This window comes from Myxococcota bacterium (genome assembly GCA_041389495.1).
GTDB lineage: Bacteria > Myxococcota_A > UBA9160 > UBA9160 > UBA4427 > JAWKRT01.
This window is the reverse complement of the sequence record JAWKRT010000001.1, coordinates 331,057-356,394: the sequence shown is the minus strand read 5'-3', so window position 1 is coordinate 356,394 and position 25,338 is coordinate 331,057. Positions and strand designations below refer to the sequence as shown.

Here is a 25,338-nt window from a genome sequence, read left to right as displayed (position 1 = left end):
CGCCCCTCGCGCGGCGCCGACTAGCTTCGCAGGGTGATCGCGGCGTTCGAGATGATCTTCGCGCCGTCGCGGTCCTTCGAGTGGGCGGCGACGAGGATCTTGCCGCCCTCCTTCCAGTACGACACGAGGTACGTCTCGCCCGGGAACGCGACGCCCGCGAAGCGCGCGGCGTAGCCCGCCACCTTCGCGACGTCGCCGCCGAGCACGTGGTCGACGATGGCCTTGCACACGATGCCGTACGAGCAGAGGCCGTGGATGATCGGCTTGTCGAAGCCCGCCATCTTCGCGAACTCGGGGTCGGCGTGGAGCGGGTTCTTGTCGCCGGACAGGCGGTAGAGCAGCGCCTGCTGCGGCAGCGTCGCGACCTCGATCACGCCGTCGGGCGCGCGGTCGGGCGCCTCGTTGCCGACCTTCGGCGCGTTCGGCCCGCCGAAGCCGCCCTCGCCGCGCAAGAAGAGCGAGATCAGGCTCGTGAACAGCGCATCGCCGCTCTCGTCCTTCGCGTTCGTCTCCATGATGAGCAGCGCGGCGTTGCCCTTGTCGTAGAGCTCCTTCACGCGCATCTCGCTCGTGATCTTCGCCTCGGGCGGGAGCGGCTTGTGGAGCACGATCTCCTGCTCGCCGTGCAGCATCATGCGCCGGTCGAAGTCGAGCCCGTCCATTCCCATGAAGCTGCCGCTGCCGGTGTTCGCGACGACGGCGAACGTGGGCAGCACCTTCAGGTTCTTCTCGTAGGTGTACTCGAGCTCGTTCGCGGCGGTCGGCGGATCGCCCGCGCCGAGACCGAGGTGGTAGAGGATGACGTCGTCCTTGCCGTAGCTCCCCTGGCCCGCGCGCGGCGGGTTGGCGAGCGCCTTCTCACGATCGACCGGCATGTGTCCTGGCTCCTGGCTCCGGACCGGATCGGATGGGCGCGACCCGGCGTGGCTTCGTGGGGTTCGAGGCGCGGCAGCATATCACGCGCGCGCGCCGCCTAGCGCTCCTTCGCGAGCGACGCGCGCATGCGCTCGAGCAGGCGCTCGGCCGTCGCGGCCTCGAGGGCGCGCGGCTTCCAGCCGACGCCGAGGCCCTCGCCGTCGAGCTTCGGGATCACGTGGAAGTGCACGTGGTAGACGGCCTGGTGCGCGGGCGCGCCGTTGTTCTGCAGCACGTTGTAGTTCTCGGCGCCCGTCGCGGCCATGACGGCGCGCGCGATGCGCGGCAGCGCGCGGCCGATCGCCGCGCCCGCCTCGTCCGAGAGCTCGTGCAGGAAGGCCCTGCGCTCGCGCGGGATCACGAGCGTGTGGCCGAGCGAGATGGGGTTGATGTCGAGGAACGCGTAGACGTGCTCGTCGGCGTACACCTCGTGGGACGGCAGCTCGCCGTCGAGGATCCTGTCGAAGACGGTCGCCACGATCGCTCCTCCCTCGTCTCGCCTCGCCCCGGCCGCGCCGCGCGGCCTCCGGCCCGGACCGACGCTAGGTGTTCACGAAGCGCCGTGCGAACGCCCGCGCCGTCTCCGCCGCGTCGCGCGAGCGACCCCCGAGCTCGGGGATCACACGGTGCACGCCGGCCTCGGCGTACGCCTCGACGTCGGCGTCGCTCGCGATGCGCGCCGGGACGGTGACGCAGGTCGAGCCCTCGGGCACGCCCGCCTCGCGCTCGAGCGCGCGCAGGCGCGCGACCTGCGCGCGCACGTGGTCGAGGCCCGCCTGCATGCCGATCCAGCCGCCGAGCCGCACCGCGCGGCGCAGCGCCACCGGCGCCTCGCCGCCGACCGAGATCGGCGGGTGCGGTCGCTGCACGGGCTTCGGCTCGAACATCACGGGCTCGAAGGCGTGGAACTCGCCGCGGTGCGCGATCTCGCGCTCGGTCCACAGGCGGATGCAGACGTCCGCGCACTCGTCGAGCCGCCGCCCGCGCGTCGCCGGGTCGATGCCCGCGGCCTCGAACTCGCTCGTGCACCAGCCCGCGCCGATGCCGACTTCGGCGCGCCCGTCCGACACGACGTCGAGCGTCGCGAACGCGCGCGCGGCGACGAAGGGATGGCGGATGCCGAGCAGGTAGACGTTCGTGCCGAGCCGGATCCGCCGCGTGCGCGCGGCGAGGTAGCAGAGATAGGCGGGCGCGTCGTAGAGCGGCGTCGACGGCGGAACGGGCGCGTGCGCCTCGCCGCGGCGCAGGCGGCCGCGCTGCTCGACGGGGAAGACGAGGTGCTCGGGGAGCCAGAGCGACTCGAACCCGCACTCGTCGGCGGCGCTCGCGAGCTCCGGCCAGACGCTCGGGTGGAGCAGGCCGAGGTTCACGCCGAACTTCACGGCGCGCCTCCTTCCTCCCCGCGCGCGAGGCGCTCGCGGCGCGCGCCGGGCAGCTCGTCGAGCACCTGGAAGCGCACCTGCCCGCGCGCGACGAGCACGCCGTCGCTCGCGCGCTCGATGCGCACCTCCCAGAGCTGCTGGCGGCGCCCCGCGTGCAGCGGCCGCGCCGTCACCTCGAGCCGGCCGGTCGAGTGCGAGCGCAGGAAGTCCGTCTGGTTCGACACGCCGAGCACGCCCGCGCCGTCGCGCCGCAGCGCGAGCATGCCCGCGCCCGTGCTCGCCACCTCCTCGACGATCGAGCACCACGCGCCGCCGTGGACGACGCCGTACGGCTGGTGGTGGCGCGGCCCGGCCTCGACGTGCGCGCGCACGAGATCGTCGCGCACCTCGTCGATCACGACGCCGATCGCCTCGTTCCAGCGGTTCGCGCCCACGTGGGGCCGCGCGCCCTCCGCGTCCGTCACGCCCGCGCGCGTCCGCGCCCGAGCAGCGCGTCGAGCTCGGCGACGGCGTGCGCGGGCTCGGGGCCCACGAGCACGCCGCGGATCCCGAGCCCCTGCGCGGCCGCGATGTTGCCAGGGTGGTCGTCGAGGAAGGCCGCGCGCGACGGCGCGACGCCGCCGAGCCGCTCGAGCGCGCGCTCGAAGATGCGCGGGTCGGGCTTGCGCACGCCCTCCTCGCTCGAGTCGACGACGACGTCGAAGAGCTCGTCGAGCGGGAGGCTCCGGCGCCAGTGCTCGCGGAACTCCGCCGCGTTGTTCGTGACGAGCGCCGTGCGGAAGCCCTCGGCGCGCAGCTCGCGCGCGCAGGCGACGACGACCTCGTGGATGCCGCCGCCGCCCATCGCGCGGAAGAACTCGAGCGGGTCCGCCTCGAAGCCGCGCGCGCGGCCGAGCGCGACGATCTCCTCGATCGCGGGCCCGAGCGCGACCTCGCCGCGCTCGAGGCGGTGCCAGGGGTGGTCGGTGTCGTGCTCGTACGAGCCGAAGACGGTCTCGATGATCGCCTGCGGCGCGACGCCGAGCTTCGCTCCGTAGGCGCCCACCGCGTGGAAGGGCGACGTCGTGAAGACGCCGCCGTAGTCGAAGAGCACTGCGTCGAGCACGGACGCGGACCTCCAGGCCTGCCGCGCGCCGCGCGCGCGGACGTCGGGCGCACCGGGCGCCGATGCTAGGCGCGCGCGCCGCGCGCGCCCTCCTCGACCGCGGCCTCGCGCGCGGCGCCGCGGCGCCGCGCGAGCACGCGCACGCGCTCCGAGAAGCGTTCGAGCGAGACGTAGAAGACGGGCACGACGAGCAGCGTGAGCATCATCGACGAGAACATCCCCGCCGCCGTCGCCACCGCCATCGGCGCGCGCGTCTCCGAGCCCGGCCCGATGCCGAGCGCCGCGGGCAGCACGCCGAAGATCATCGAGAACGCCGTCATCAGGACGGGTCGCATGCGGATGGGCGCCGCGATGCGCATCGCCTCGAGGGGCGACTTGCCCTCTTCGCGGTGGAGCTGGTTGGCGTAGTCGACGAGCAGGATCGAGTTCTTCGTGACGAGCCCGGCCAGCAGGATCATGCCGATCAGGCTGAACATGTTGAAGGTCATGCCGCTCATGCCGAACAGGCTCGCGAGCCACAGGCCGCCGAGCGCGCCGACCATCGCGAACGGGAGCGCGAGCATCACCGAGAGCGGGAGCAGGAAGCTCTCGAACTGCGACGCGAGCACCATGTAGATCGCGAGGATGGCGAGCACGAGCATCAGCCCGAACTGCGCGAAGCTCTCGCGCATGAACTCGGCCTCGCCGGATTCCGCGAGCTGCACGCCCTCCGGGAGCACGCGCTTCGCGACGTCCTCCGCGGCGCGCACCGCCTCCGCCAGCGTGATGCCGTCGAGGTTCGACGTGATCGTGACGCTGCGCTGCCGGTCCGTCCGCGAGATCTGCGAGGCCGCGGCGCCGGGAACGAGCCGCACGAGGTTGCGCAGCTCGACCACCTCGCCCGAGCGCCCGCGCACGTAGAGGTCGTCGATCGCGCTCGGGCTGCGGCGCTCGGCGTCGTCGATCTTCATGCGGATGTCGTAGCGCCGGCCCTCCTCCTTGAAGACGCCGACGTCGAGCCCGCCGATCGTGAGCTGGATGACCTGCGCGAGCGTCGCCGCGTCGATGCCGAGCGCAGCGGCCTTCTCGCGGTCGGGCACGACGCGCAGCTCGGGCAGGCCGAGGTCGAGGTTCGAGTCGACGTCGACGAAGCCGCCGCGCTGCTCGAGCTCGCGCACCATCTTCGACGCGAGGTCGTCGAGCTGCTCGAGCGAGAGGCTCCCGAGGATCTGCGTCTCGAACATCGCGTTCGAAGAGCTCATCGAGCCGAACGGGTCGACGACGCTGACCTTCTGCCCGGGGATCTCCTTGAGCTTCGCGCGGATGATCGGCATGAGCTCGTGCGTCGAGCGCTCGCGACCGCGCGGCGAGCCCATGTTGATGTTGACCGCGCCGGCGCTCGGCATGCCGACGCCGCGCGAGCCCCCGTAGCCCACCTCGGAGAAGACGCCGCGCGTCTCCGGGAGCGCGAGCGCGACCGCCTCGTTCGTCTTGAGCAGCTCGACCGTGTGCTCGAGGCTCGAGCCGACCGGCGCCTCGAACTGCACGAAGACGAGGCCGCCATCGCTCGGCGGGAAGAACTCGGCGCCGAGCATGCGGCCGAAGACGACCGCGAGCCCGAGCGACGCGATCGCGACCGCGAAGGTCGCGGCGCGGTGCGCGAGCGAGAGATCCAGCACGCGCCGGTATCCCGTCTCGAGGCCCGTGAACATCGCCTCGAGCCGGTCGTAGACGCCGCCCGGCCGCCGCGGTGCGGGCGGCGGCATGCGCGCCGCGAGCATCGGCGTCAGCGTCAGCGCCACGAGCAGCGAGAGGATCACCGAGCCGGCGACGGTGAAGCCGAACTCGGAGAGGAAGGCGCCGACGAAGCCGTCGGCGAACACGACGGGGATGAACACCGCCGCGACCGAGAACGTCGCGGCCGCGGCCGCGAACGTGATCTCGCGCGTGCCGTCGCGCGCCGCCTCGCGCGCCGACTTCCCCGACTCGCGGTGCCGCTCGATGTTCTCGAGCACGATGATCGCGTCGTCGATCACGACGCCGATCGCGAGCGTGAGGCCGAGCAGCGTCATCGTGTTGAGCGTGTTGCCGGCGACCCAGACGAGGCCGAACGTGCCGATCACCGACAGCGGGATCGCCGCGGCGATGATGAACGTCGGCCGGGAGCGGCGCAGGAAGACGAACACGACGAACACGGCGAGCACGGCGCCGAACGCGAGCGCGAACTGCGTCTCGGCCACGGCCTCGACGATGCTCTTCGAGAAGTCGAGGATCGCGTCGCGATCGGCCATGCGGACGTCGGGCGGCAGGATCCTGCGGATCTCCTCGAGCCGCGCGAAGCACAGGCGCGCGACGTCGACCGCGTTCGCATCGGACTGCTTGACGATCCCGATCGCGACGGTCTCGGTGCCGTTGAAGCGGATGATCGAGCGGTAGTCCTCCTCGCCGTCCTCGACGCGCGCGACGTCGCGCAGGTAGACGGGGGCGTCGTCCTCGAAGCGGACGACCATGCGCTCGAGCTCCTCGACCGACCGGAACTCGGCGTCCGTCTTCACGGCCCACTCGATGCCCGGGCCTTCGAGATAGCCGGCCGGACGGTCGACGTGCTCGCGCTGCAGCGCCGCGAGCACGTCGTTCGCCGCGAGGCCGCGCGCGCGCATCGCGTCGCCGTCGAGCCAGATGCGGATGTTGCGCTCGCGGTCGCCGAGCACCATCGCGGCCGCCACGCCCGGGATCGACTCGATCTTCGGCTGGATGACGCGGTCGACGAACTCGGAGATCTCGACCACCGAGCGCTCCGAGAAGATGGGCACGTACATGAGCGGCATGCCGCCCGTGCGCCGGCGGTTCACCGTCGGCATCTCCATGCCCTTCGGGAGGAAGTGCATGGCCTGCGCGACCTGGTCGCGCACGTCCTGGACGGCGACGTCGAGATCGGTGCCGAGCACGAACTCGACCTCGAGCATCGCCGCGCCCTGGAGCGAGGTGGACCGGAGCGTCTTCACGCCCGAGATCGAGAAGAGCTGCTCCTCGAGGACGTCGGTGACGTCCTCCTCGATGCCCTCCGGCGTCGCGCCGTCGAGCGACGCGAGGACGGAGATGGTCGGCATCTCCATCTCGGGATACTGGTCGACGCCCGTGCGCTGGTAGCCGAGCACGCCGAACGTCGCGAGCGCGATCACGATCATCCACGTGAGGACCGGGCGCTCGATCGAGACGTCGGAGAGCGTCACGGGACCGGAACCTCGTCGGGCTCCCCGTCGCGCGCGAGCGAGGGCGTGCCGTCGGCGGTCTTCGAGTCGACCGAGAAGCGCACGAGCTGGCCGTCGACGAGGCCCGACTGGCCGCGCACGACGACGAGCTCGCCGGCGCCGATGCCGGACGCGACCTCGATGCGGCCCTCGCGGAAGCCGCCCACCTCGATGAGCCGGCGGTGCGCGCGCATGTCGGCCGGCGTCACCGTGAAGACGACCGAGCCGTCCGTGCGCTGGAGGACGGCCTGGTCGGACACGACCGCGACGCCGCGGCGATCGGCGATGCCGAGGTCGGCGCGCGCGAAGAGGCCCGGGCGCAGGCGACCGTCCGGGTTCTCGAGCCGCGCCTTCACGCGCAGCGTGCGCGTCGCCGGGTCGATCGTCGGCGACACGACGTCGACGGTGGCCGCGAACGTCTCGTCGGGGAACGGCGCCACCTCGACGCGCACCATCTGGCCCTTCGCGACGCGCGCCGAGTCGACCTCCGCGACGTTGAACACGACCTCGATCGGGTCGAGCGCGACGAGCTCGACGAGCGGCGTCCCCAGCTGCACGTACTCGCCGAGGCTCACCTTGCGCATCACGACCATGCCGCCGAAGGGCGCGCGCACCGTCGCCTCCGCGAGCGCGCGCTCGGCGACGCCGAGCTCGGCCTGCGCGCCGGCGAGCCGCGACTCGGCGAGGCGCAGCGCCGTCTCGGCGCGGTCGAGCGCGGACGTCGAGGCGATGTCGTTGCGGCGGAGCTCGCGCAGGCGCGCCACCTCGCGGCGCTGGTTCTCCTCGTTGGCGCGCTCCTCGGCCACGCGCGCGCGCGCCGCCGCGAGGTCGAGCTTGCGCCGCGCGGGGTCGAGCTCGAGCAGCGCGGCGCCCTCGGCGACGGCCGCGCCCTCCTCGGCGAGGAGCTCCGTGACGCGCCCGTCGACCTCGGCGGCGATGTCGGCGTGGTTCGTGGCCCGCAGCTCGCCCGTCGCGGTGATGCGCTCGGTGAAGTCGATGGCGACGACGGGCTCGACGGCGACGAGCTCGCCCTCGGCCGCGGTGTCCGCGGCCTCGTCGGCGGAGCAGGCGGCGAGCAGGCTCGCGGTGGCCGCCAGCGCGAGGGCGGCGGCGATGGATCGGGGGGTCCGCATGGGCTGGGCCTGTCCGTCCTGTCTCTGGTTGGCCCGTCGCGGGGCGCGTCGGGGCACCCTCGGACGGCACCCCACAGGTGGGTGATGAAACGACGTTGCGGGCTCGATTACCGTGCGCCCGCCCCGGGACTCGCCCTCGACCGAAGCGCCGCGTTCCGCGCCGCAGCATCGAGGAACGACGTGCCTGGGCGCAAGACTCGAGGGTCGAGTCGCCCGGCGCCGATGCCCGTTCGGCGTTCGGCGATGTGTAGTAGAGCGATTGACGTCCGTCAACGACGGCGGTAGAGAGATCTCATGACGAACGCGCCCATTCCGAGCACGAGCTCGCTCGCGAGCTCGCCCGCTCCCCGTCTCGTGCCCCTGCCTTCTCCGTCCGAACGCCCCGCCGGCCGCCGCGCGCAGCAACGCGCCGACACGCGCGAGCGGCTCTTCCACGCCTCGCTCGCGGAGTTCCAGCGGGTGGGCGTCGCGGCCGCCCAGATCGACCGCATCGCGAAGGCCGCGCGCGTCGTGCGCGGCACGTTCTACTTCCACTTCCCGACGAAGGACCACGTGCTGCTCGAGCTGCAGTCGCGCGTCGAGCACCTCGCGCTCGCGCGCGTCGCGTCGCTCGCCACCGAGGGCGCGACGCTCGAGGACGCGTTCCGCCGCGTGTGCGACGGCATCGTCGCGGCCGTCGCGCTGACGGGCGGAGGCGAGGTGCTGCGCGAGATGCTCTCGCTGTACGTGCGCAAGCCGCAGGCGCCGAGCGACGCGAGCGAGGAGAGCGCGCAGCTGATCGACGCCATCACGCGTCACGCCGCGGCCGCCCAGGCCCGCGGCGAGGTGCGCGCCGACCTCTCGCCCGAGCAGATCGCGACCATGTTCCTCACGAGCACCTTCGGCTTCATCGCGAACCACGAGCAGGACGAGCTCGCCGACGTGCTCAACACGCTCGTCGACGTCGTCATGCAGGGGATCCGTTCGCGACGCTAGTCAGCCGCGCTCCGGCGGGCCGTAGCGCCCGGCGAACGGGTCCGGGCTCTCGCGCACCTGGCGCGCGATCGCCGCGTCGACGTCGGCGCGGCGATCGCGCAGCACGGCCTCGTCCTCGGGGTGCGTGAGCAGCAGGAAGCGCTCGGCCTCGATGCCGTCGCACAGCACCGCCGCCGCCTCCTCGGGCGCGATCGCGCGGCGCATGTGCTCGGGAAAGTGCAGGAACGACGCCGGGTCGGGAACGCCGACGATGCGCGCGTTCTCCGCCAGATTCGTCTGCACGAGCCCCGGGCACAGGAGCGAGACGCCGACGCCGCGCGGGCGCGCGTAGACGGCGAGCCCCTCGGTGAAGCCCGCGCACCCGAACTTCGACGTCACGTAGGGCACCGCGTCGTAGCTGTAGGCGTAGAGCCCGGCGATCGAGGCGACGTTCGCGATCCAGCCGCTGCCGCGCGCGAGCATGTGCGGGAGGAAGGTGCGGCAGGTGCGCACGAACCCGACGAGGTTCACGTCGAGCACCCACTGCCAGTCCTCGATCGGGATCTCCTCGACGGCGCCGAGGAGCGACACGCCGGGGCTGTTCACGAGCAGGTCGACGCGGCCGAGTGCGCCGAGCGCCGCGTCGCGCAGCGCGTCGACGTCGGCGTCGCTGCGCACGTCGGTCCGCAGCGCGAACGCGCGGCGCCCGAGCGCCTCGACCTCGCGCACGACCTCGGCCGCGCGCGCCTCGTGGAGATCGGCGACGAACACGTCGGCGCCGCGGCGCGCGAGCTCGAGCGCCGTGGCGCGGCCGATGCCCGACGCCCCGCCGACGACGACGGCGGCCTTGCCGTTGGGGTCCACGCGAGTCCTCCTGCCGGTGGGCGCGCCCGGCGCGAGGCGGGCGCGGAGTGCCTAACGTCCTTCGAAACGCGGCGCGCGCTTCTCGAAGAAGGCGCGCATCGCCTCGCCGAAGTCGCGGGTCGCGGCGAGCTCGGTCTGCGCGCTCGCCTCGCGCTCGAGCGACTCGGCGAACGAGAGCGACGCGGAGTCGGCGAGATTGCGCTTGATCGCGGCGAGCGCGAGCGGCGGCAGCGCGGCGAGGCGCGCCGCGCGCTCGTCGACGCGCTCGCCGAGCTCGTCGGCGCCGAACACCTCGGCGACGATCCCCATGCGCTTCGCGTCCTGCGCGTCGAGCCAATCGGCGAAGAGCGCGATCTCCTTGGCGCGGTGCAGGCCGACGAGGCGCGGCAGCAGCCACGAGCCGCCGCAGTCGAGCGCGAGCGAGCGCCGCGCGAAGATCTCGCAGAAGCGCGCGCCCTCGGCCGCGTAGACGACGTCGCAGCCGAGCGCGAGGTTGACGCCCGCGCCCGCCGCGACGCCCTCGACCGCCGCGAGCACGGGCTTCGGGAAGGCGTGGAGGGCCAGGACGGCCGGGTTGTAGACGTCGCGCATGACGTCGGCCGCGCTCGCCGGGGCACCGCCCGCGTCGGGGGCGGCGTCGCCGTCGCCCTGCAGGTCGCCGCCCGAGCAGAACGTGCCGCCCGCGCCGCGCAGCACGACGACCCGCACCGCGGCGTCGCGCGCGAGCGCGTCGAGGACGGCGCGCAGCTCGTGCGCCATGCGCGGGCTGAACGCGTTGCGCCGCTCGGGCCGGTGCAGCTCGAGGTGGGCGATGCCGGCGTCGTCGGCCGCGGAGAGTCGGAGCGTCGCGAGTTCCATCGTCTTCCGTGTTCGCGCCCCGGGACGGGCGCGCGCGTTGACAGCGCGGGCGCGCGCATTGTACGGGAGGGCGCATGACCGAGGTGGTCCGAAACGCCGACGTCCTCGCCGGAGCGTGGCGCTTCGCGCGCGCGCTCGACCGCGCGGGCGTGCCGCGCCGCGGCGCCGTCGCGACGCTCGTCCCGAACGGCGCGCCCGCGCTCTTCGCGTACCGCGGCGCGACGTGGTCGGGCCGGCGCTACACGCCGATGAGCTGGCGCTGGACGCCCGAGGACGCCGCGTACGTCGCGCACAACTGCGAGGCGGACGCGCTCGTCGCGCACGCGCGCTTCGCGGAGGCCGCGCGCGCGGCGGCCGCGCACGTCGCGCCCGAGCGGCGCTTCGCCGTCGGCGGCGCGATCGAGGGCTTCCGCTCGTTCGAGGAGGCGCTCGCGGGCGAGCGCGCGGACGCCTACGAGCACCCGCTCGCCGGCGAGAACATGCTCTACACGTCGGGGACGACGGGCCGGCCGAAGGGCGTGATGCGCGAGCCTCCGCCCGACGCACCACCGCCCACCGTCACGTGCGCGGCGGGCATGGCGATGATCTCGGCGTTCCTTCCCGAGACCGAGCGCAGCGGCGTGCACCTCGTCGCCGGGCCGCTCTACCACTCGGGGCCCAACACGTACTGCGACGGCGCGCTCGCGCTCGGCAGCGACGTCGTGCTGATGGACCGCTTCGACCCCGAGGAGCTGCTGCGCCTCGTCGAGCGCCACCGCGTCGCGTCGACCTTCCTCGTGCCGACGCACTTCGTGCGCCTGCTGCGCCTGCCCGCCGACGTGCGCGCGCGCTACGACACCTCGTCGCTGCGCCTCGTGTGCCACGGCGCGGCGCCCGTCGCGCCGGACGTGAAGCGGCGCATGATCGAGTGGTGGGGCCCCGTGCTGTTCGAGTTCTACGGCGCGACCGAGGGCGGCGGCACGATGATCGGCGCGACGGAGTGGCTCGAGCGCCCGGGCTCGGTCGGGCGCCCGCGCCCGGGCGTCGCGATGAAGATCGTCGACGACGACGGACGCGAGGTCGGCGCGCGCGTGGAGGGCACCGTCTGCTTCGCGCTCGACGACGGCAACCCGTTCGTCTACAAGGACGACCCCGCGAAGACGCGCGAAGGACGGCGCGGCGACGGCTGGTTCACGACGGGCGACATCGGCTACGTCGACGACGACGGCTACCTCTTCCTGTGCGATCGCAGCGCGGACGTCGTCATCACGGGCGGCGTCAACGTCTACCCGGCGCAGATCGAGGCCGCGCTCCTCGAGCTCGAGCTCGTCGCCGACTGCTGCGTCGTCGGCGCGCCGAACGACGAGTGGGGCGAGGAGGTGCGCGCCGTCGTGCAGCTCGCGCCCGGCGCCGACCCGGACGCCGCGCGCGAGGCGATCCTCGCGCACTGCCGCGCGCGCCTTTCGGGCTACCAGGTGCCGCGCGCGGTCGACTTCGACCCCGCGCTCCCGCGCACCGAGGCGGGCAAGCTCGCGCGCCGCGGCATCCGCGCGCGCTACTGGCAGGGGCGCGAACGCAGGATCTGAGCGCGCCGCGCGCGCGAGCTGGTATCGTGCGCCGCGCGCGCACCGCCCGGCGCCGCGCGAGGAGCCGCCCCCATGGACGTTCGCGAAGCCCTGTACACGACGCGCGCGATGCGCCGCGTGAAGCCCGACCCGATCCCCGCCGACGTGCAGATGCGCATCCTCGACGCGGCGATCCGCGCGCCGTCGGGCGGCAACTCGCAGAACTGGCACTTCCTGCTGGTCGACGACCCGGCCGTGCGCGGCAAGCTCGGCCCGATCTATCGCGACTGCATGTCGATGCTGTGGAAGACGATCTACAAGCAGCGCCTCGACGCGATGGAGGCGACGCCGAACGACCCCGAGAGCATCCAGTTCCGCAAGGTGTACAACTCGGCGAACTGGCTCGCGGAGAACTTCGAGACCTACCCGCTCCTGCTCATGGGCTTCGCGCAGAGCGACCCGAGCGGCGGCTCCATCTACCCGGCGCTGTGGAACGCCATGCTCGCGGCGCGCGCCGAGGGCGTGGGCTCCGCGCTCACGAGCGTGATCCTGTTCAAGTGGCCCGAGGTGAAGGCGATCCTCGGCGTGCCCGACGACACGTGGAACTTCGCGGGCTGCGTGACGATGGGCTACCCGACGGGGCGCTGGGGCGTCGCACCGCGGCGTCCCGTGCACGAGGTCTCCTCGCGCAACTCGTGGACGGGCGCGCTCGGGTTCGAGATCCCCGAGCCGCTCTGGCCCCCGAAATAACGACCTCCTGCTGAGGCGCGAGTGCGAGCCGCGGAGCGAGCCTCGCTCGCGCCGCGGAGACGCACGCGCGTGGGCAAGACGCACGCCGAAGAGAGCCTCGGGGCGAACCCCGCCGACGCCGCCATCAACCCGGCCGACTCGGTCGCGATGGGCGTGCCGTCGTCGCGGCTGCCGCGCTTCCTGGCGAGCGAGCGCGGCCGCGGCTTCCGCGCGCTCGCGCACCGCGAGTACCGGCTCCTGTTCTCGGCGTTCGTGATCAACCAGACGGGCTTCTGGATCTCGCACATCTCGCTCCAGAAGCTGATGATCGAGCTCTCGGACAACGACCCGAGCATGGTCGGCTGGCTGTTCTTCTTCCTGTTCGTGCCGGCCTTCCTGTTCGCGCCGATCGCGGGCGTCGCCGCCGACCGCTTCGACCGCAAGCGCATCCTGCTCGGCTGCTACTCGGTCGTGATCGGCATCGCGGGCGTGCTCGCGTGGACGACGTCGACGGGCGCGATCACGCCGCGGCTCCTGCTGCTCCTCTCGCTCGTGATGGGCACCGCGTACGCCTTCTCCGGGCCGCCCAACTTCGCGATCGCCGCGAACTCGGTGCCCGACGACGACCTGCCGAGCGCCGTCTCGCTCCAGAGCGCGGCCAACAACCTGACGCGCGTGGTCGGGCCGCTGCTCTCGGCGAGCCTCGTCGCGATGGGCTCGCTCGCGTCGCGCTTCGTCGTCTACATGGTCGCCGCCGCGATCGCCGCGACGCTGATCGCGCTGATCCGGCTCACGCCGTTCACGCCCGAGGACGACGACGACGGCATGCTCGCGCGCATGGCGAGCGGCTTCCGGCACGCGCGTGAGCGCGAGCCCGCCGTGCCCGCGCTCGCCACCGTCGCGGTGCTCACGCTGTTCGGCGTCTCGCACATGACGCTCGTGTCGGTGTTCACCGCCGAAGTGCTCGGCGACCGCGACCTCTTCGAGTGGATCGTCGCCTCGACCGGCGCCGGCGCGCTCGTCGGCGCGCTCGTGAGCGGCTACCGGCAGACCTCGCTGCGCGCCGCGGGCGGAATGTTCTTCGCCTACGCGGTCGCGCTCACCGCCTTCGCGTCCACGCGCGACTGGCACATCGCGATGCTGATGCAGCTCCTGATCGGCTTCTTCTACTTCACCGTCATGACGAGCCTGCAGACGATCGTGCAGCAGGTCGTCGACGACGCGAAGCGCGGTCGCGTGATGTCGCTCTTCCAGATCTGCTGGGCCGGCCTCGTGCCGTTCGGCGGCATCGGCATGGGCAAGGCGGCCGCCGCCTTCGGCGTCGTCCCGACGCTCCTCGCCGCGGCGGGCGTGTGCGCGTCCTACGGCATCCTGCTGATCGTCTGGCAGCGCGACTAGCCGCGCGGCGCGACGGGCGGGCCGCGGCCGCACCACCTTCCCCCGTCCGCGCGCTACGGTCCGCGCGCACCGGACCGCCCGCGGCCGTACCGACCCTCCGCGCTCCGACGTGCGGGCATGCGGGGAGGTGGAGCGCGTGATGGATCCCGCATCGCCGTCGCGAACCGCGCGCGCACCGCGGCCCGGCATCTCGGGGCCGCAGCTCGCGTCCCTGTCGTTCGTCGCGCTCATCGCGATCGGCACCGCGGGCTTCCTCGTCCTGCCCGGCCTCTATGCCGGGGAGCCGCTCGGCTGGGTCGACGCGCTCTTCATGGCGACGAGCGCCGTCTGCGTCACGGGCCTGTCGGTCGTCGACGTCTCGAGCGCGTTCACCGTGTGGGGCGAGGCGTGGCTGCTGTTCCTCATCCAGGCGGGCGGGCTCGGCATCCTCACGCTCGCGGGCGTGCTCGTGTCGCTGACGGGCGCGCGCGTCGGTCTCGGGGTCGAGGAGGCGGCGGGCGGCGCGCCGTCCGTGCTGCCGCCGCGCGCGGCCGCGCGCGTGCTGCGCACGGCGGTCGGCTTCACGCTCGTGCTCGAGGCCATCGGTGCGGCCGCGCTATGGCTCGGGTGGCGCGGCAGCGTCGGCGACCGCAGCGCCGCCTGGCTCGCGGTCTTCCACTCCGTCTCGGCGTTCTGCAATGCGGGCTTCTCGCTCTTCGCCGATTCGCTGACGGCCTACCGCGACCGCCCGGCGCTCGTGCTCGCGATCGCCGTGCTCGTCGTGCTCGGCGGGCTCGGCTTCCCGGTGATCCAGGATCTGCGCTTCCGCCTGCGAGGACGCCACCGCCACCTGACGCTGCACTCGCGCGTCGTGCTCGCGTCGACGGGCATCCTGCTCGCGCTGTCGACGGCGCTCTACCTCGCGTTCGAGTGGCGCCACGAGCTCGTCGGGCTCTCGCCGCTCGACCGCACCGTCAACGCGTTCTTCATGGCGGTGACGGCGCGGACCGCGGGCTTCAACACCGTCGACTACGACGGGGTCTCGAATCCTTCCTTCTTCCTGACGCTCGCGCTCATGTGGATCGGCGGCGGGCCTTCGTCGGTCGCGGGCGGGGTCAAGGTCACGACGGCGGCGCTGCTCGTGCTGCTCCTGTGGTCGCGCCTGCGCGGCGACGAGGACGTGTCGCTCGCCGGTCGCACGATCCCGCGCGAGACGATCCAGCGCGCGACCGGGCTCGCGGCGGGCGCCGTGCTCCTGCTCGGCGCGCTGCTCTTCCTGCTGCTCGTCACCGAATCGGGCGACGAGGGCTGGGCCGATCGCCGCGAGCTCGTGCGCCTCGTGTTCGAGACGCAGAGCGCGTTCAGCACGGTGGGTCTCTCGATGGGCCAGACGCCCGAGCTCACGGTCGCCGGGCGGCTCGTGCTCGTGCCGGCGATGGTGCTCGGGCGCATCGGGCCGCTGATCGCGCTCGCGGCGATGGCCGCGCAGCGGCGGCGGCGCGTGCGGTTCCGGTACGCCCACGAAGACGTCCTCGTCGGTTGACGCGGACACAGGCGGAGGCGACGACGAGATGCGAGTCCTGGTGATCGGCCTCGGGACCTTCGGCTTCTGGTTCGCGCGCACGATGCGCGAGATGGGACACGAGATCATCGCGATCGAGCGCGACGGCGCGCTCGTCGACCGGCACGTCGAGTGGGTGACGCGCGCCGTGGTCGGCGACGCGACCGACCCGTCGCTGCTCGAGCGCGCGGGCGCACGCGCCGTCGACGCCGCCGTCATCGCGACCGGCGCCGACCTCTCGACCACCGTCCTCGCGATGATGGCGCTGCGCGACCTCGGCATCCGCGAGGTGTACGCGAAGGCGCGCTCGCTCGACGCCGCGCGCGCGCTCGACCGTCTCGACGTCACCGAAGCGGTGTTCCCGGAGCGCGACGCGGGCCTGCGCCTCGCACACCGCCTCGTCTCGCGCGCCGCGCTCGACTACACGCCGATCGGCGACGGCTTCTCGATGCAGGAGATCGCGGTGCCCGAGTCCTGGGTCGGGCGCTCGCTGCGCGACCTCGAACCGCGCGGTCGGCTGCACGTGCAGGTCGTCGGCGTGCGCGACCAGCTCACCGGCGCGCTCGCGCTCCCGCCCGACCCGGGCGCGGTCCTCAAGCCCTCGGACTCGCTGCTCGTCGCCGGCCGCGACGACCGCGTCGACGCGCTCGACGACCGCGGAGGCGCGCGCCGACCGCGCAGGGCGTGAGCGCGCGGGGCTCCGGGGCGCGCGCGGCGCGGGCCGCTCAGTCGGCGTTCGCGCGCGTGAACGCCTCGCGGCCGGCGAGCCGCTCGTAGTAGGCGAGCAGGCTCGGGAACTCGGGCCCGAGCAGCGCGACCTGCTTGCAGAGCAGGAGCGTCAGCCCGAGCATGACGTCGGCCGCCGTGAAGTCGCGCGCCGCGAGGAAGTCCTGCCGCTCGAGCTGGCGCGCGACGGCCTCGAAGACCTGCACGAGCCGCTTCTTCGCCTCGTCGGCGGCGGCCCCGATGCGCCGCTCCTCGGGCAGCATGACGGCGTGGCGCAGGTAGATGCCGAGCGGCGGCGAGGCCGACCCCTCGGCCCAGTGCATCCACGAGCGCACGTTCGCGCGCGCGGGGTTCGCGCGCGGGAGGAGCCGCCCTTCCGGGTCGTGCTTCTCGAGCACGTGCTCGAAGATGGCGCCGCTCTCGAAGAGCACGCTGTCGCCGTCCTCGAGCGTCGGCACCAGGCCGAGCGGGTTCTTGGCGAGGTATTCCGGCGTCTTGAGGTGCCCGCGCGCGAACGTCACGCGCTCGAGCTGGTAGGGCACGCCGAGCTCCTCGAGCAGCCAGCGCACGCGCAGCGAACGGCTTCCGGGGATGTAGGTCAGCTTCACGTCGGCCACCTCGACCTCGCCTAGCGTTCGACGCGCTCGACGAGCGCCTGGATCTCGTCGAGGGCCGCGAGCGTCGTCGGCTCGTCGGCCGCGTCGACCACGAAGATCGCGCGCGCGAGGCCGTGCTCCCTGCAGCGCGCGAGCAGCGCCTCGTCCTTCGGGCAGTAGTAGAGGCTCACCTCGAACCGCTCGGGGTCGCGCCCGCTCTCGGCGACGCGGCGGCGCAGCTCGGGCAGGTGGTCGAAGACGCTCGCGTCGGGGCCGCCCGCTCCGATCATCGGGAACCAGCCGTCGCCGTCGCGCACGACGCGCGCGAGCCCCTTCGGCGCGTTCGCGGCGACGTGGATCCGCGGGAAGGGCTTCTGCGCCGGCTTCGGCCACGCGTAGCTCGGCGAGAAGTCGACGTACTTCCCGTGGTACTCGGCGACGTCGTCCGTCCACAGTCGCTTCATCGCCTCGATGCGCTCCCGCATGACGGCGAGCCGGTCGCCGAAGCCGACGCCGTGGTGGCCGATCTCGAGCGCGTTCCAGCCGCCGCCGACACCGAACTCGAACCGGCCCCCCGAGAGCGCGTCGAGGCTCGCGACCTGCTTGGCGAGCTGGATCGGGTCGCGCTGCACGACGAGGCAGATGCTCGTGCCGAGCCGCAGGCGCGTCGTCGCCTGTGCCGCCATCGCGAGCGCGACGAACGGGTCGACGACCTCGTAGTAGAAGGCGGGGAGGCCCGGCTGGTCGCGCCCCGGCGTCATCGGCGAGACGGGGAAGTGCGAGTGCTCGGGCACCCAGAAGCTCTCGAAGCCCCGCTCCTCGAGCGCGGCGGCGAGCCGACCGGGGCCGATCGAGTAGTCGGTCGGGAACATCGAGATGCCGTACTTCACTTCGTCTCCTCGAGGGATGCGAGCGGGAGCGCGAGGGCGGCGAGCGCGCGCTCGTACATCCCCTTCTTGAGCACGCCCATCGCGGGCTTCGCCTTCGCCGCGAGCGGCTCCGCGATCGCGATCGCGCGCGACACCACCTCGCCCTCCGGCGCGACGGCGTCGACGATGCGCGCGGCGAGCGCCTCCTCCGCCGGGTAGCGGTGCCCTTCCGAGATCACGCGGTGCGCCGTCTGGTGCGGGAGGCGCGCCTGCAGGAGCGCCGTCATGCCCGGGTGGAGCGGCGCGCCCATGTCGACCTCGGGCATGCAGAAGAAGCCGCGGTCGGCGCGCATCACGCGGTAGTCGTGCGCCACGGCGATCTGCCCGCCGGCGCCGAACGCGTGCCCGTTCATCGCGCACACGGTGATCGCCGGGAACGCGAGCACGCGCGCCATCACCGCGAGCACGGACGGGATGTAGGCCGCGCGCTCGGCGGGCGCGGCCTCGCCGAGCATCCAGTCGAGGTCGAGCCCGTTCGAGTAGAACTTGCCCGTGCCCGTCGTGACGAGCGCCTTCGGCCCCTCCGTGCGCTCGACCTCGTCGAGCGCCTCGTTCCAGCGCGCGACGCGCTCGGGGCGGAAGCGGTTCTCGCCGTCGTCCATGGTGAGCACGAACACGGCGCCCTCGCGGCGCAGGTCGATCATCGCCTAACGACCAGCGGACGCAGCGGCACCGACGATCTTCTCGAGCCAGCCCGGGGGCTGCTGGTCGAAGAGCGTCTTCACGTCCCAGTAGTCGCGCCAGAGCGTGATCTTCCCGTCCGAGGCGCGGAACTCGAAGACGGCCATCACGGGGAGCGTCGCGCGCTCGCCCGTCGGGTGGTGCCAGACCTCGGTGCGCTCGACGAGCACGGTGTCGCCGTCGCGCGCGAGGCGGTGGATCGTCGTCGGGATGCGCTCGAGCATGCCGAGCCCGTTGCGCAGCTTCTCGGCGATCGCCTTCGGACCGACGGCCGTCGCCGCGGGGCCGACGGGCACGTCCTCGTAGGCGCAGTCGTCGCTGCAGTAGGCGCCGACGGCGTCGAAGTCGAGCCGGTCGAGGTCGGCGAAGAAGCGGCGGAGCGTGTCGGCGGGGTCGTACGCGGCGGGCATCGGGGCTCCTCGGGCGTGCGGGCGGCGCGGGGCGACAGGTATCCCACACCGCGGCGTCGACGCGCAAGCGCGCGCGTATACTGCGCGGCCATGCGCGGCATCGTGTACGACGGAGCGAAGGCGTTCGTGAGCGACGCGCTCGCGCTGCGCGCGCCCGAGGCGGGCGAGGTGATCGTGCGCATCCGCGCGGCCGGCCTCTGCCACAGCGACCTCTCCGTCCTCGACGGCACGATCGAATGGCCCGTGCCCGTCGTGCTCGGGCACGAGGGCGCGGGCGTCGTCGAGGAGGTGGGCGCGGGCGTGCGCGGCCTCGCGCCGGGCGACCCGGTGGTGCTGCACACGCTCGCGGCGTGCGGGCGCTGCCGCCACTGCGCGGCCGGCCGGCCGACCTGGTGCCGGAGCACGTTCGGCAACCGCGCCACGCCGTTCACGCTCGCGGGCCGGCCGTGCCACGACTTCGCGGCGACGTCGGTGTTCGTCGAGCGCACGGTCGTGGGCGCCGGGCAGGCCGTGAAGATCCCGCACGACGTGCCCTTCGCGTCGGCCGCGCTCGTCGGCTGCGGCGTGATCACGGGCGTCGGCGCGGTCCTGAATCGCGCGCGCGTGCGCGCGGGCGAGACGGCCGCCGTCTTCGGCGTCGGCGGCGTCGGGCTCAACGCGATCCAGGGGCTCCGCATCGCGGGCGCGTCGCGCATCGTGGCGGTCGACGCGCAGCCCGGGAAGGAGGCCGCGGCGCGCGCGTTCGGTGCCACCGACTTCGTGCTCGCGCGCGACGGCGAGGACGTGGCCGCGGCCGTGCGCGCGCGGCTCGCGGCGCCGGCGGGCGCGGCCGCGCCCACCGCGGGAGGCGTCGACCCGACCTCGGGCGTCGACTGGGCGTTCGAGTGCGTGGGCGCGCCGCGCGTCGTGCGCGCCGCGCTCGAGAGCCTCGCGTGGGGCGGCAACGTCGTGGTCGTCGGCGTGCCGCCGGTCGGCGCGACGGTCGACGTCCCCGTCACGCACCTCACGCACGTCGACCGCGGCATCCTCGGCTGTCGCTACGGCTCGGCGCAGCCGCACCGCGACGTCGCCGAGATCGTCGACCACTACCGCGCCGGGAGGCTCCTGCTCGACGAGCTCGTGTCGCAGACGTATCCGCTCGACGACTTCGAGCGCGCCGTCGAGGACCTGCACGCGGGGCGGCTCGCGCGCGGCGTGCTCACGCTCGACTGACGCGCGCACGCCGCGAGGCCGCGCGCACGCCACCTGGCCGCGCGCGCGGCGCGCGGACCGCGCTCCACGGAGGCCCCATGCCCGAGCCCGTCTCGCTCGCCGTCGCCGACGGCATCGCCGTCGCGACGATCGACGTCCCGCCGATGAACCTGCTCGGCATGGCGCTGCTGCCCGCGCTCGCCGACGTCTTCGAGCGCGTCGCCACCGACGACGACGCGAAGGTGCTCGTGCTGCGCAGCGCGAACCCGCGCTTCTTCATCGCGCACGGCGACGTCGAGGGCATCGTCGCGATGCCCGAGGCCGCGGGCGCGCCCGCGCTCGCGCCCGGGCTCTCGTGGGTGCACGCGACGCTCGACCGCCTGCGCACGATGCCGAAGGTCACGATCGCGCAGATCGAGGGCTACGCGCGCGGCGGCGGCAGCGAGGTCGCGCTCGCGTGCGACATGCGCTTCGCGGCGATCGGCCGCGCCGTGCTCGGCCAGCCCGAGATCGGCCTCGGCATCCTGCCCGGCGCGGGCGGCACCGTGCGGCTCACGCGCCTGCTCGGCCGCGCGCGCGCGGCCGAGGTGATCTTCGGCGGCGACGACGTGAGCGCCGAGGAGGCCGCGCGCCTCGGCTGGGTGAACCGCGCGCTCCCGCCCGACGAGCTCGGCCCCTACGTCGACGCGCTCGCGCGCCGCATCGCGCGCTTCCCGCTCGCGTCGATCGCCGAGATCAAGGGCGTGATGGCCGAGGTCGACCGCGCGCTCCCCGACGAGCTTCGCCGCGAGCAGCTCGGCTTCGACCGGTGCATGACGCGCCCCGAGCCGCGCGCGCTCATGCGGCGCTTCCTCGAGCGAGGCCTGCAGACGCCGGAGGGCGAGCCCTCGATCGGCGCCGAGCTCGACCGCCTCGCCGACGACTAACGCCGCCCGTCCGGGAGCGGGTGCGCGGGCTCCATCGGGAAGTGGTGGAAGAGCACGTTCCACGCGTGCCACGTGTTCCAGTGCTCCGTCAGGTACGCGATGCGGCCCTCGTCGTCGAAGCGGAACACGAAGGCGTAGACGTTGACGTAGCTCTGCCCGCCGTGCGTGCGGGCGCGCATCGTGTGCTGGCGCAGCACGAGGTCGCCGTCGGCCATCACGACGACGTCCTCGTAGCGCGTCGTCCCGAGGTCGTAGGCGTCGACGCCGCGGCCCGACTGGTCGGCCCCCGCGCCCCACAGGATCCCGCGGATCGCCTCGATGCCCGCGTGCTCCGTCGCGCCCTCGCGACCCGCGATGTACGGGAGCCCGTTCCACCACGTCGCGTCGTCGCGGAACAGCGTCGACGGGTCGAAGCCCGCGGGCGGGGAGAAGAGGAGGTCGACGGCGGCGACGTTGCGCCGCTCGCGCTCGGTCCAGCGCTCCGACGCAGGCGTCGGCGCGGTCGAAGGAGGTCGATTCGCCATGGCCGACGAGCCTATCATGCGCGCGCGCCGCGACGGGCGCGACACCGAGGAGGAACGCCGATGTCCGCTGCCGAGACGCGCCGCGCGATGGAGCGCTGGTACGACGACATGTGGTCGAAGAAGGCCTTCGAGCTCGTGCCCGAGATCGCCGGCCCCGTCTACACGCGCCACGAGCCGAACGGCACGCGCGCGATCACGGCGGAGGAGTACCGCGACCAGCTCCTCCAGTTCGGTCCGAACCTCGACGTCCAGGAGCTCACCTATCGCCTCGTCGTCGAGGACGACATGGTCACCGCGATCGGACGCTGGAAGCTGAACGGCGCGGTGCAGCACTGGGTCCAGGCGTTCCGCGTCCAGAACGGGAAGCTCGTCGAGACCTGGCTCTCCGGCATCGCGTCCGACTGCGAGTGGTAGGCGCAGGCGGCTGCACCGCGCCGTCCCATCCTTGAGTGGCCTCGGGCGCTGTGCTTCCCTCCCCGCGCCATGCTCGACCCCCGAAGCCTCGAGGCGCGCCGCAACGAGATCGCGGAGTGCATCCGCAAGCGCGGCGTCACCGCGGACGTCGACATCGCGATCGACGCGCAGCGCCGCGTGGCCGCGCTCACCACCGAGGTGAACGACGCGAACCGCGAGCGCAACGAGCACCAGAAGGCGGGGCAGCGCAAGCTCGCGCCCGACGAGCGCGAGGCGCACAACGCGCTCGGCCGGCGCATCAAGGAGCGCATCGCGGAGCTCGAAGCGCAGCTGCGCGAGGCGCAGGGGCTGCTCGACGAGGCCGCGCGCACGCTGCCGAACCTCCTGCACCCCGACGTGCCGGAGGGCGGCGAGGACGACTTCGTCGTGCTCGCGACCTGGGGCGAGCCCACGAAGTTCGACTTCCCGCCGCTCGACCACCTCGAGCTCGGCGCGCGCCACGACCTCTTCGACTTCGACGGCGCCGCGAAGGTGACGGGCGCGAAGTTCTACTACCTGAAGAACGCGGCCGTGCTGCTCGACCTCGCGCTCCAACGCTTCGCGCTCGATCGCGCGATCGCGGCCGGCTTCGCGCCCGTCGCGACGCCGGACCTCGCGCGGCCCGCCATCCTCGAGGGCATCGGCTTCAATCCGCGCGGCGAGGAGACGCAGGTCTACTCGGTCGCCGGCCACGACCTGTGCCTCGTCGGCACCGCCGAGATCACGCTCGGCGGCCTGCAGGCCGACCGCGTGATCGACGAGGAGGAGCTGCCCATCAAGCACGCGGGCATCTCGCACTGCTTCCGCACCGAGGCGGGCGCGGCGGGCCGCGAGAGCAAGGGCCTCTATCGCGTCCACCAGTTCACGAAGGTCGAGCTCTTCGTCACCTGCCGCCCCGAGGACTCGGACGCGCTGCACGACGAGATGCGCGCGATCGAGGAGGGGATCTTCCGCGACCTCGAGATCCCGTACCGCGTGATCGACGTGGCGAGTGGCGACCTCGGCGCGCCCGCCTACCGCAAGTTCGACATCGAGGCGTGGATGCCCGGACGCGGCGAGGGCGGCGGCTACGGCGAGGTGACGAGCACCTCGAACTGCACCGACTACCAGGCGCGCCGCCTGAAGGCGCGCTTCAAGCGCAAGGGCGGCAAGAAGACCGAGCTCGTGCACACGCTGAACGGCACCGCCGTCGCGATCGCGCGCACGCTCATCCCGCTGCTCGAGAACCACCAGCAGGCGGACGGCTCGATCCGCATCCCGGCAGCGCTGCGCCCGTACGTCGGACGCGATGTCCTCTCGCCCCGCTAGCGGCGGCGCACACCGAACGAGCCCGCGCGGCGCACTCGTCCTCGGCACCGCCGGCCACATCGACCACGGCAAGACGGCGCTCGTGCGCGCGCTCACGGGCGTCGACTGCGACCGCCTCCCCGAGGAGAAGCGCCGCGGCATCACGATCGAGCTCGGCTTCGCGCCGCTCGACCTCGGCGAGGACGTCGGGCGCCTCTCGGTCGTCGACGTCCCGGGCCACGAGCGGTTCGTGCGCACGATGGTCGCGGGAGCGGCGGGCATCGACTTCGTGCTGCTCGTCGTCGCGGCGGACGAGGGCGTGATGCCGCAGACGCGCGAGCACGCGGCGATCTGCCGGCTGCTCGGCGTCGAGCACGGCGTCGTCGCGCTCTCGAAGTGCGATCTCGCCGACGCCGAGATGCGCGCGCTCGCGCGCGACGACGTGCGCGAGCTGCTCGCGCCGACGGCGCTCGCCGGCGCGCCCGTGGTCGCGTGCTCGGCGACGACCGGCGAGGGGCTCGACGCGCTGCGCGCCGCGCTCGCCGGCTGCGCGCGCGAGGCGCGCGCGCGCACGCCGCGCACCGGGCCGCCGCGCCTCGCCATCGACCGCGCGTTCGCGGCGAAGGGCTTCGGCGCGGTCGCGACGGGCACGCTCGTCGGGAGCGCGCTCGAGGCGGGAACGCAGGTCGAGATCCACCCGCGCGGCCTGCGCGCGCGCGTGCGGGGGCTGCAGACGCACGGCCGCGACCTCGCCCGCGCGGAGCCGGGCGCGCGCACGGCGGTGAACCTGCAGGGCGTCGACGCGAGCGCGCTCGCGCGCGGCGACGTCGTCTCGCTGCCGGGCGCGCTGGCGCCGACGCGCGCGCTCGACGTGCGCATCGACTGGCTCGGCCCCGCGCCCGCGCGCGGCGACGCGGCGTCGGTCGAGCTGCTGCTCGGCACGGCCGAGCGGCGCGCGCGCATCGCGCCGATCGGCGCGCCCGCGCTCGCGCCCGGCTACGCGGGCTTCGCGCGCATCCACGTCGAGGGCGATCCCGTCGTCGCGCTCCCGGGCGACCGCTTCGTCGTGCGCGGCTTCGCGCGCACGCGCGAGCACGGCGCGACGCTCGGCGGCGGGCGCGTCGTCGACGTCGCACCGCACCTGCTCCGCCGCAGCGATCCCGCGCTCGCGCGCGAGCTCGCGGAGCTCGACGCGGGCGACGCCGCGCGCGCGCTCCGCACGCGCGCGAGCCGCGCCGGCGCGCGCGGCCTCGCGCTCGCCGAGTTCGCGCGCGAGTCCGGGCTCGCGGCCGAGGAGGTCGAGGCCTCCGTCCGCGCGCTCGTCGCCGAGGGCGCGATCGCGCCCGCGGTCGAGGGCGTGGTCGTCGACGCCGCCGCGCTCGAGGCGCTCGCGCGCGCGCTCGCGCGCGAAGTCGACGCCCACCACCGGCGCGAGCCGCTCCGCCCCGGCCTCGCGCTCGGCACGCTCCGCTCGCGCGCGCCCGGCGGCGCGTCCGAGGCCGCCGTCGACGCCGCGCTCCGCGCGCTCGTCGAGCGCGGCGAGCTCGTCGTCGAGGCCGACCTCGCGCGCACGCCGTCGCACGCGCCGACGCTCGACGCGGCGACGCGCGCGCTCGTCGAGCGCATGCGCGCGGATGCCGCGGGCGCCGGCCTCGAGGCGAGCGCCCCGCGCGAATGGGCCGCGACGCTCGGCGTGCCGATCGAGCGCTTCCGCGACCTCGCCGCGCACCTCGAGCGCGAGGGCGCGCTCGTGCGCGCCCCGGGCGACCTGTGGTTCGCGCGCGCGGCCGTCGACGCGCTCGTCGCGCGCGTGCGCGCCCACCTCGGCGCGCACGGCGAGGTCGACACCGCGGCGTACAAGCGGCTCACGGGAACGACGCGGCGCACGACGGTGCCGCTGATGGAGCTGCTCGACGCGCTCGGCGTGACGCGGCGCGACGGCGACCGCCGCGTCGCTCGCTAG

At 73.9% G+C, this 25,338-nt stretch carries 25 protein-coding genes; 11 read left to right on the top strand and 14 right to left on the bottom strand.

The annotated features are described in order from the left end of the window. Window positions 1–20: 20 nt before the first annotated feature. From R3E88_01580 to R3E88_01550, 7 genes are all read right to left on the bottom strand, one after another. Window positions 21–875 carry a MaoC/PaaZ C-terminal domain-containing protein gene (locus R3E88_01580; protein MEZ4215145.1) on the bottom strand — a complete coding sequence of 285 codons (855 nt, stop codon included), beginning with the start codon at window positions 873–875 and terminating at the stop codon, window positions 21–23. Between the two features lie 98 nt (window positions 876–973). Next, window positions 974–1,393, bottom strand: a complete 420-nt coding sequence (locus R3E88_01575; GenBank protein ID MEZ4215144.1) for an HIT family protein — start codon at window positions 1,391–1,393, stop codon at window positions 974–976. Window positions 1,394–1,457: 64 nt separating this feature from the next. Beyond that, window positions 1,458–2,297 carry a TIGR03619 family F420-dependent LLM class oxidoreductase gene (locus tag R3E88_01570; GenBank protein ID MEZ4215143.1) on the bottom strand — a complete coding sequence of 280 codons (840 nt, stop codon included), beginning with the start codon at window positions 2,295–2,297 and terminating at the stop codon, window positions 1,458–1,460. Continuing rightward, window positions 2,294–2,761, bottom strand: coding sequence for a PaaI family thioesterase (locus R3E88_01565; protein ID MEZ4215142.1), 468 nt, complete (start codon window positions 2,759–2,761; stop codon window positions 2,294–2,296). Before R3E88_01565 ends, R3E88_01570 begins: the two co-directional genes overlap by 4 nt. Beyond that, window positions 2,758–3,402, bottom strand: a complete 645-nt coding sequence (locus R3E88_01560; protein ID MEZ4215141.1) for an HAD family phosphatase — start codon at window positions 3,400–3,402, stop codon at window positions 2,758–2,760. The genes R3E88_01565 and R3E88_01560 overlap by 4 nt, the downstream gene beginning before the upstream one ends. Before the next feature lie 65 nt (window positions 3,403–3,467). After that, window positions 3,468–6,614 carry an efflux RND transporter permease subunit gene (locus R3E88_01555; GenBank protein ID MEZ4215140.1) on the bottom strand — a complete coding sequence of 1,049 codons (3,147 nt, stop codon included), beginning with the start codon at window positions 6,612–6,614 and terminating at the stop codon, window positions 3,468–3,470. Further along, window positions 6,611–7,765: an efflux RND transporter periplasmic adaptor subunit gene (locus tag R3E88_01550; GenBank protein ID MEZ4215139.1), complete on the bottom strand. Its 1,155-nt coding sequence runs from the start codon at window positions 7,763–7,765 to the stop codon at window positions 6,611–6,613. The genes R3E88_01555 and R3E88_01550 overlap by 4 nt, the downstream gene beginning before the upstream one ends. A 294-nt stretch (window positions 7,766–8,059) precedes the next feature. Between R3E88_01550 and R3E88_01545 the strand changes: the two genes are divergently transcribed. Then, window positions 8,060–8,740 (top strand): TetR/AcrR family transcriptional regulator, encoded by a 681-nt coding sequence (locus R3E88_01545; GenBank protein MEZ4215138.1) that lies wholly within the window; start codon window positions 8,060–8,062, stop codon window positions 8,738–8,740. Here R3E88_01545 and R3E88_01540 read toward each other — a convergent pair whose 3' ends face one another. After that, the gene (locus R3E88_01540; GenBank protein ID MEZ4215137.1) at window positions 8,741–9,583 is read right to left on the bottom strand and encodes an SDR family NAD(P)-dependent oxidoreductase; all 843 of its coding nucleotides are present in this window, start codon (window positions 9,581–9,583) and stop codon (window positions 8,741–8,743) included. A gap of 51 nt (window positions 9,584–9,634) precedes the next feature. Next, a complete protein-coding gene (locus tag R3E88_01535) occupies window positions 9,635–10,441 on the bottom strand; it encodes an enoyl-CoA hydratase-related protein (GenBank protein ID MEZ4215136.1) in 807 nt (268 codons plus the stop codon). Between the two features lie 74 nt (window positions 10,442–10,515). On the opposite strand from R3E88_01535, the gene R3E88_01530 reads away from it, so the two are divergent. From R3E88_01530 to R3E88_01510, 5 genes are all read left to right on the top strand, one after another. After that, window positions 10,516–12,006, top strand: coding sequence for an AMP-binding protein (locus tag R3E88_01530; protein MEZ4215135.1), 1,491 nt, complete (start codon window positions 10,516–10,518; stop codon window positions 12,004–12,006). 72 nt (window positions 12,007–12,078) lie between these two features. Continuing rightward, window positions 12,079–12,735, top strand: coding sequence for a nitroreductase family protein (locus R3E88_01525; GenBank protein ID MEZ4215134.1), 657 nt, complete (start codon window positions 12,079–12,081; stop codon window positions 12,733–12,735). 69 nt (window positions 12,736–12,804) lie between these two features. Continuing rightward, window positions 12,805–14,112, top strand: a complete 1,308-nt coding sequence (locus R3E88_01520) for an MFS transporter (protein MEZ4215133.1) — start codon at window positions 12,805–12,807, stop codon at window positions 14,110–14,112. Between the two features lie 139 nt (window positions 14,113–14,251). After that, complete coding sequence (locus R3E88_01515; GenBank protein ID MEZ4215132.1) at window positions 14,252–15,634, top strand: potassium transporter TrkG; 1,383 nt, start codon at window positions 14,252–14,254, stop codon at window positions 15,632–15,634. A gap of 28 nt (window positions 15,635–15,662) precedes the next feature. Then, a complete protein-coding gene (locus R3E88_01510; protein MEZ4215131.1) occupies window positions 15,663–16,340 on the top strand; it encodes a TrkA family potassium uptake protein in 678 nt (225 codons plus the stop codon). Window positions 16,341–16,377: 37 nt separating this feature from the next. Here the strand turns inward: R3E88_01510 and R3E88_01505 are convergent, their stop codons facing one another. Genes R3E88_01505 through R3E88_01490 form a run of 4 tightly spaced genes read right to left on the bottom strand, consistent with a single transcriptional unit; the run spans window position 16,378 to window position 18,994 of the window. Beyond that, window positions 16,378–16,995, bottom strand: coding sequence for a glutathione S-transferase family protein (locus tag R3E88_01505; GenBank protein MEZ4215130.1), 618 nt, complete (start codon window positions 16,993–16,995; stop codon window positions 16,378–16,380). Window positions 16,996–17,006: 11 nt separating this feature from the next. Beyond that, window positions 17,007–17,864 carry an LLM class F420-dependent oxidoreductase gene (locus R3E88_01500; protein ID MEZ4215129.1) on the bottom strand — a complete coding sequence of 286 codons (858 nt, stop codon included), beginning with the start codon at window positions 17,862–17,864 and terminating at the stop codon, window positions 17,007–17,009. Then, window positions 17,861–18,547, bottom strand: coding sequence for an enoyl-CoA hydratase/isomerase family protein (locus tag R3E88_01495; GenBank protein ID MEZ4215128.1), 687 nt, complete (start codon window positions 18,545–18,547; stop codon window positions 17,861–17,863). The genes R3E88_01500 and R3E88_01495 overlap by 4 nt, the downstream gene beginning before the upstream one ends. Window positions 18,548–18,550: 3 nt before the next feature. Continuing rightward, window positions 18,551–18,994: a nuclear transport factor 2 family protein gene (locus tag R3E88_01490; GenBank protein MEZ4215127.1), complete on the bottom strand. Its 444-nt coding sequence runs from the start codon at window positions 18,992–18,994 to the stop codon at window positions 18,551–18,553. Between the two features lie 90 nt (window positions 18,995–19,084). Between R3E88_01490 and R3E88_01485 the strand changes: the two genes are divergently transcribed. Further along, window positions 19,085–20,206: an alcohol dehydrogenase catalytic domain-containing protein gene (locus R3E88_01485; GenBank protein ID MEZ4215126.1), complete on the top strand. Its 1,122-nt coding sequence runs from the start codon at window positions 19,085–19,087 to the stop codon at window positions 20,204–20,206. 77 nt (window positions 20,207–20,283) lie between these two features. Continuing rightward, on the top strand, window positions 20,284–21,111 hold the full coding sequence (locus tag R3E88_01480; GenBank protein ID MEZ4215125.1) for an enoyl-CoA hydratase/isomerase family protein: 828 nt from the start codon (window positions 20,284–20,286) through the stop codon (window positions 21,109–21,111). Here R3E88_01480 and R3E88_01475 read toward each other — a convergent pair. Further along, window positions 21,108–21,635 (bottom strand): nuclear transport factor 2 family protein, encoded by a 528-nt coding sequence (locus tag R3E88_01475; protein ID MEZ4215124.1) that lies wholly within the window; start codon window positions 21,633–21,635, stop codon window positions 21,108–21,110. The two genes, R3E88_01480 and R3E88_01475, sit on opposite strands and share 4 nt — an antisense overlap. A gap of 60 nt (window positions 21,636–21,695) precedes the next feature. Between R3E88_01475 and R3E88_01470 the strand changes: the two genes are divergently transcribed. The 3 genes from R3E88_01470 to selB all read left to right on the top strand — a co-directional run bounded on the left by R3E88_01470 (window position 21,696) and on the right by selB (window position 25,338). After that, window positions 21,696–22,049 (top strand): hypothetical protein, encoded by a 354-nt coding sequence (locus R3E88_01470; GenBank protein MEZ4215123.1) that lies wholly within the window; start codon window positions 21,696–21,698, stop codon window positions 22,047–22,049. 69 nt (window positions 22,050–22,118) lie between these two features. Beyond that, window positions 22,119–23,396 carry a serine--tRNA ligase gene (gene serS / locus R3E88_01465; protein MEZ4215122.1) on the top strand — a complete coding sequence of 426 codons (1,278 nt, stop codon included), beginning with the start codon at window positions 22,119–22,121 and terminating at the stop codon, window positions 23,394–23,396. Further along, window positions 23,377–25,338 (top strand): selenocysteine-specific translation elongation factor, encoded by a 1,962-nt coding sequence (selB, locus tag R3E88_01460; GenBank protein MEZ4215121.1) that lies wholly within the window; start codon window positions 23,377–23,379, stop codon window positions 25,336–25,338. Before serS ends, selB begins: the two co-directional genes overlap by 20 nt.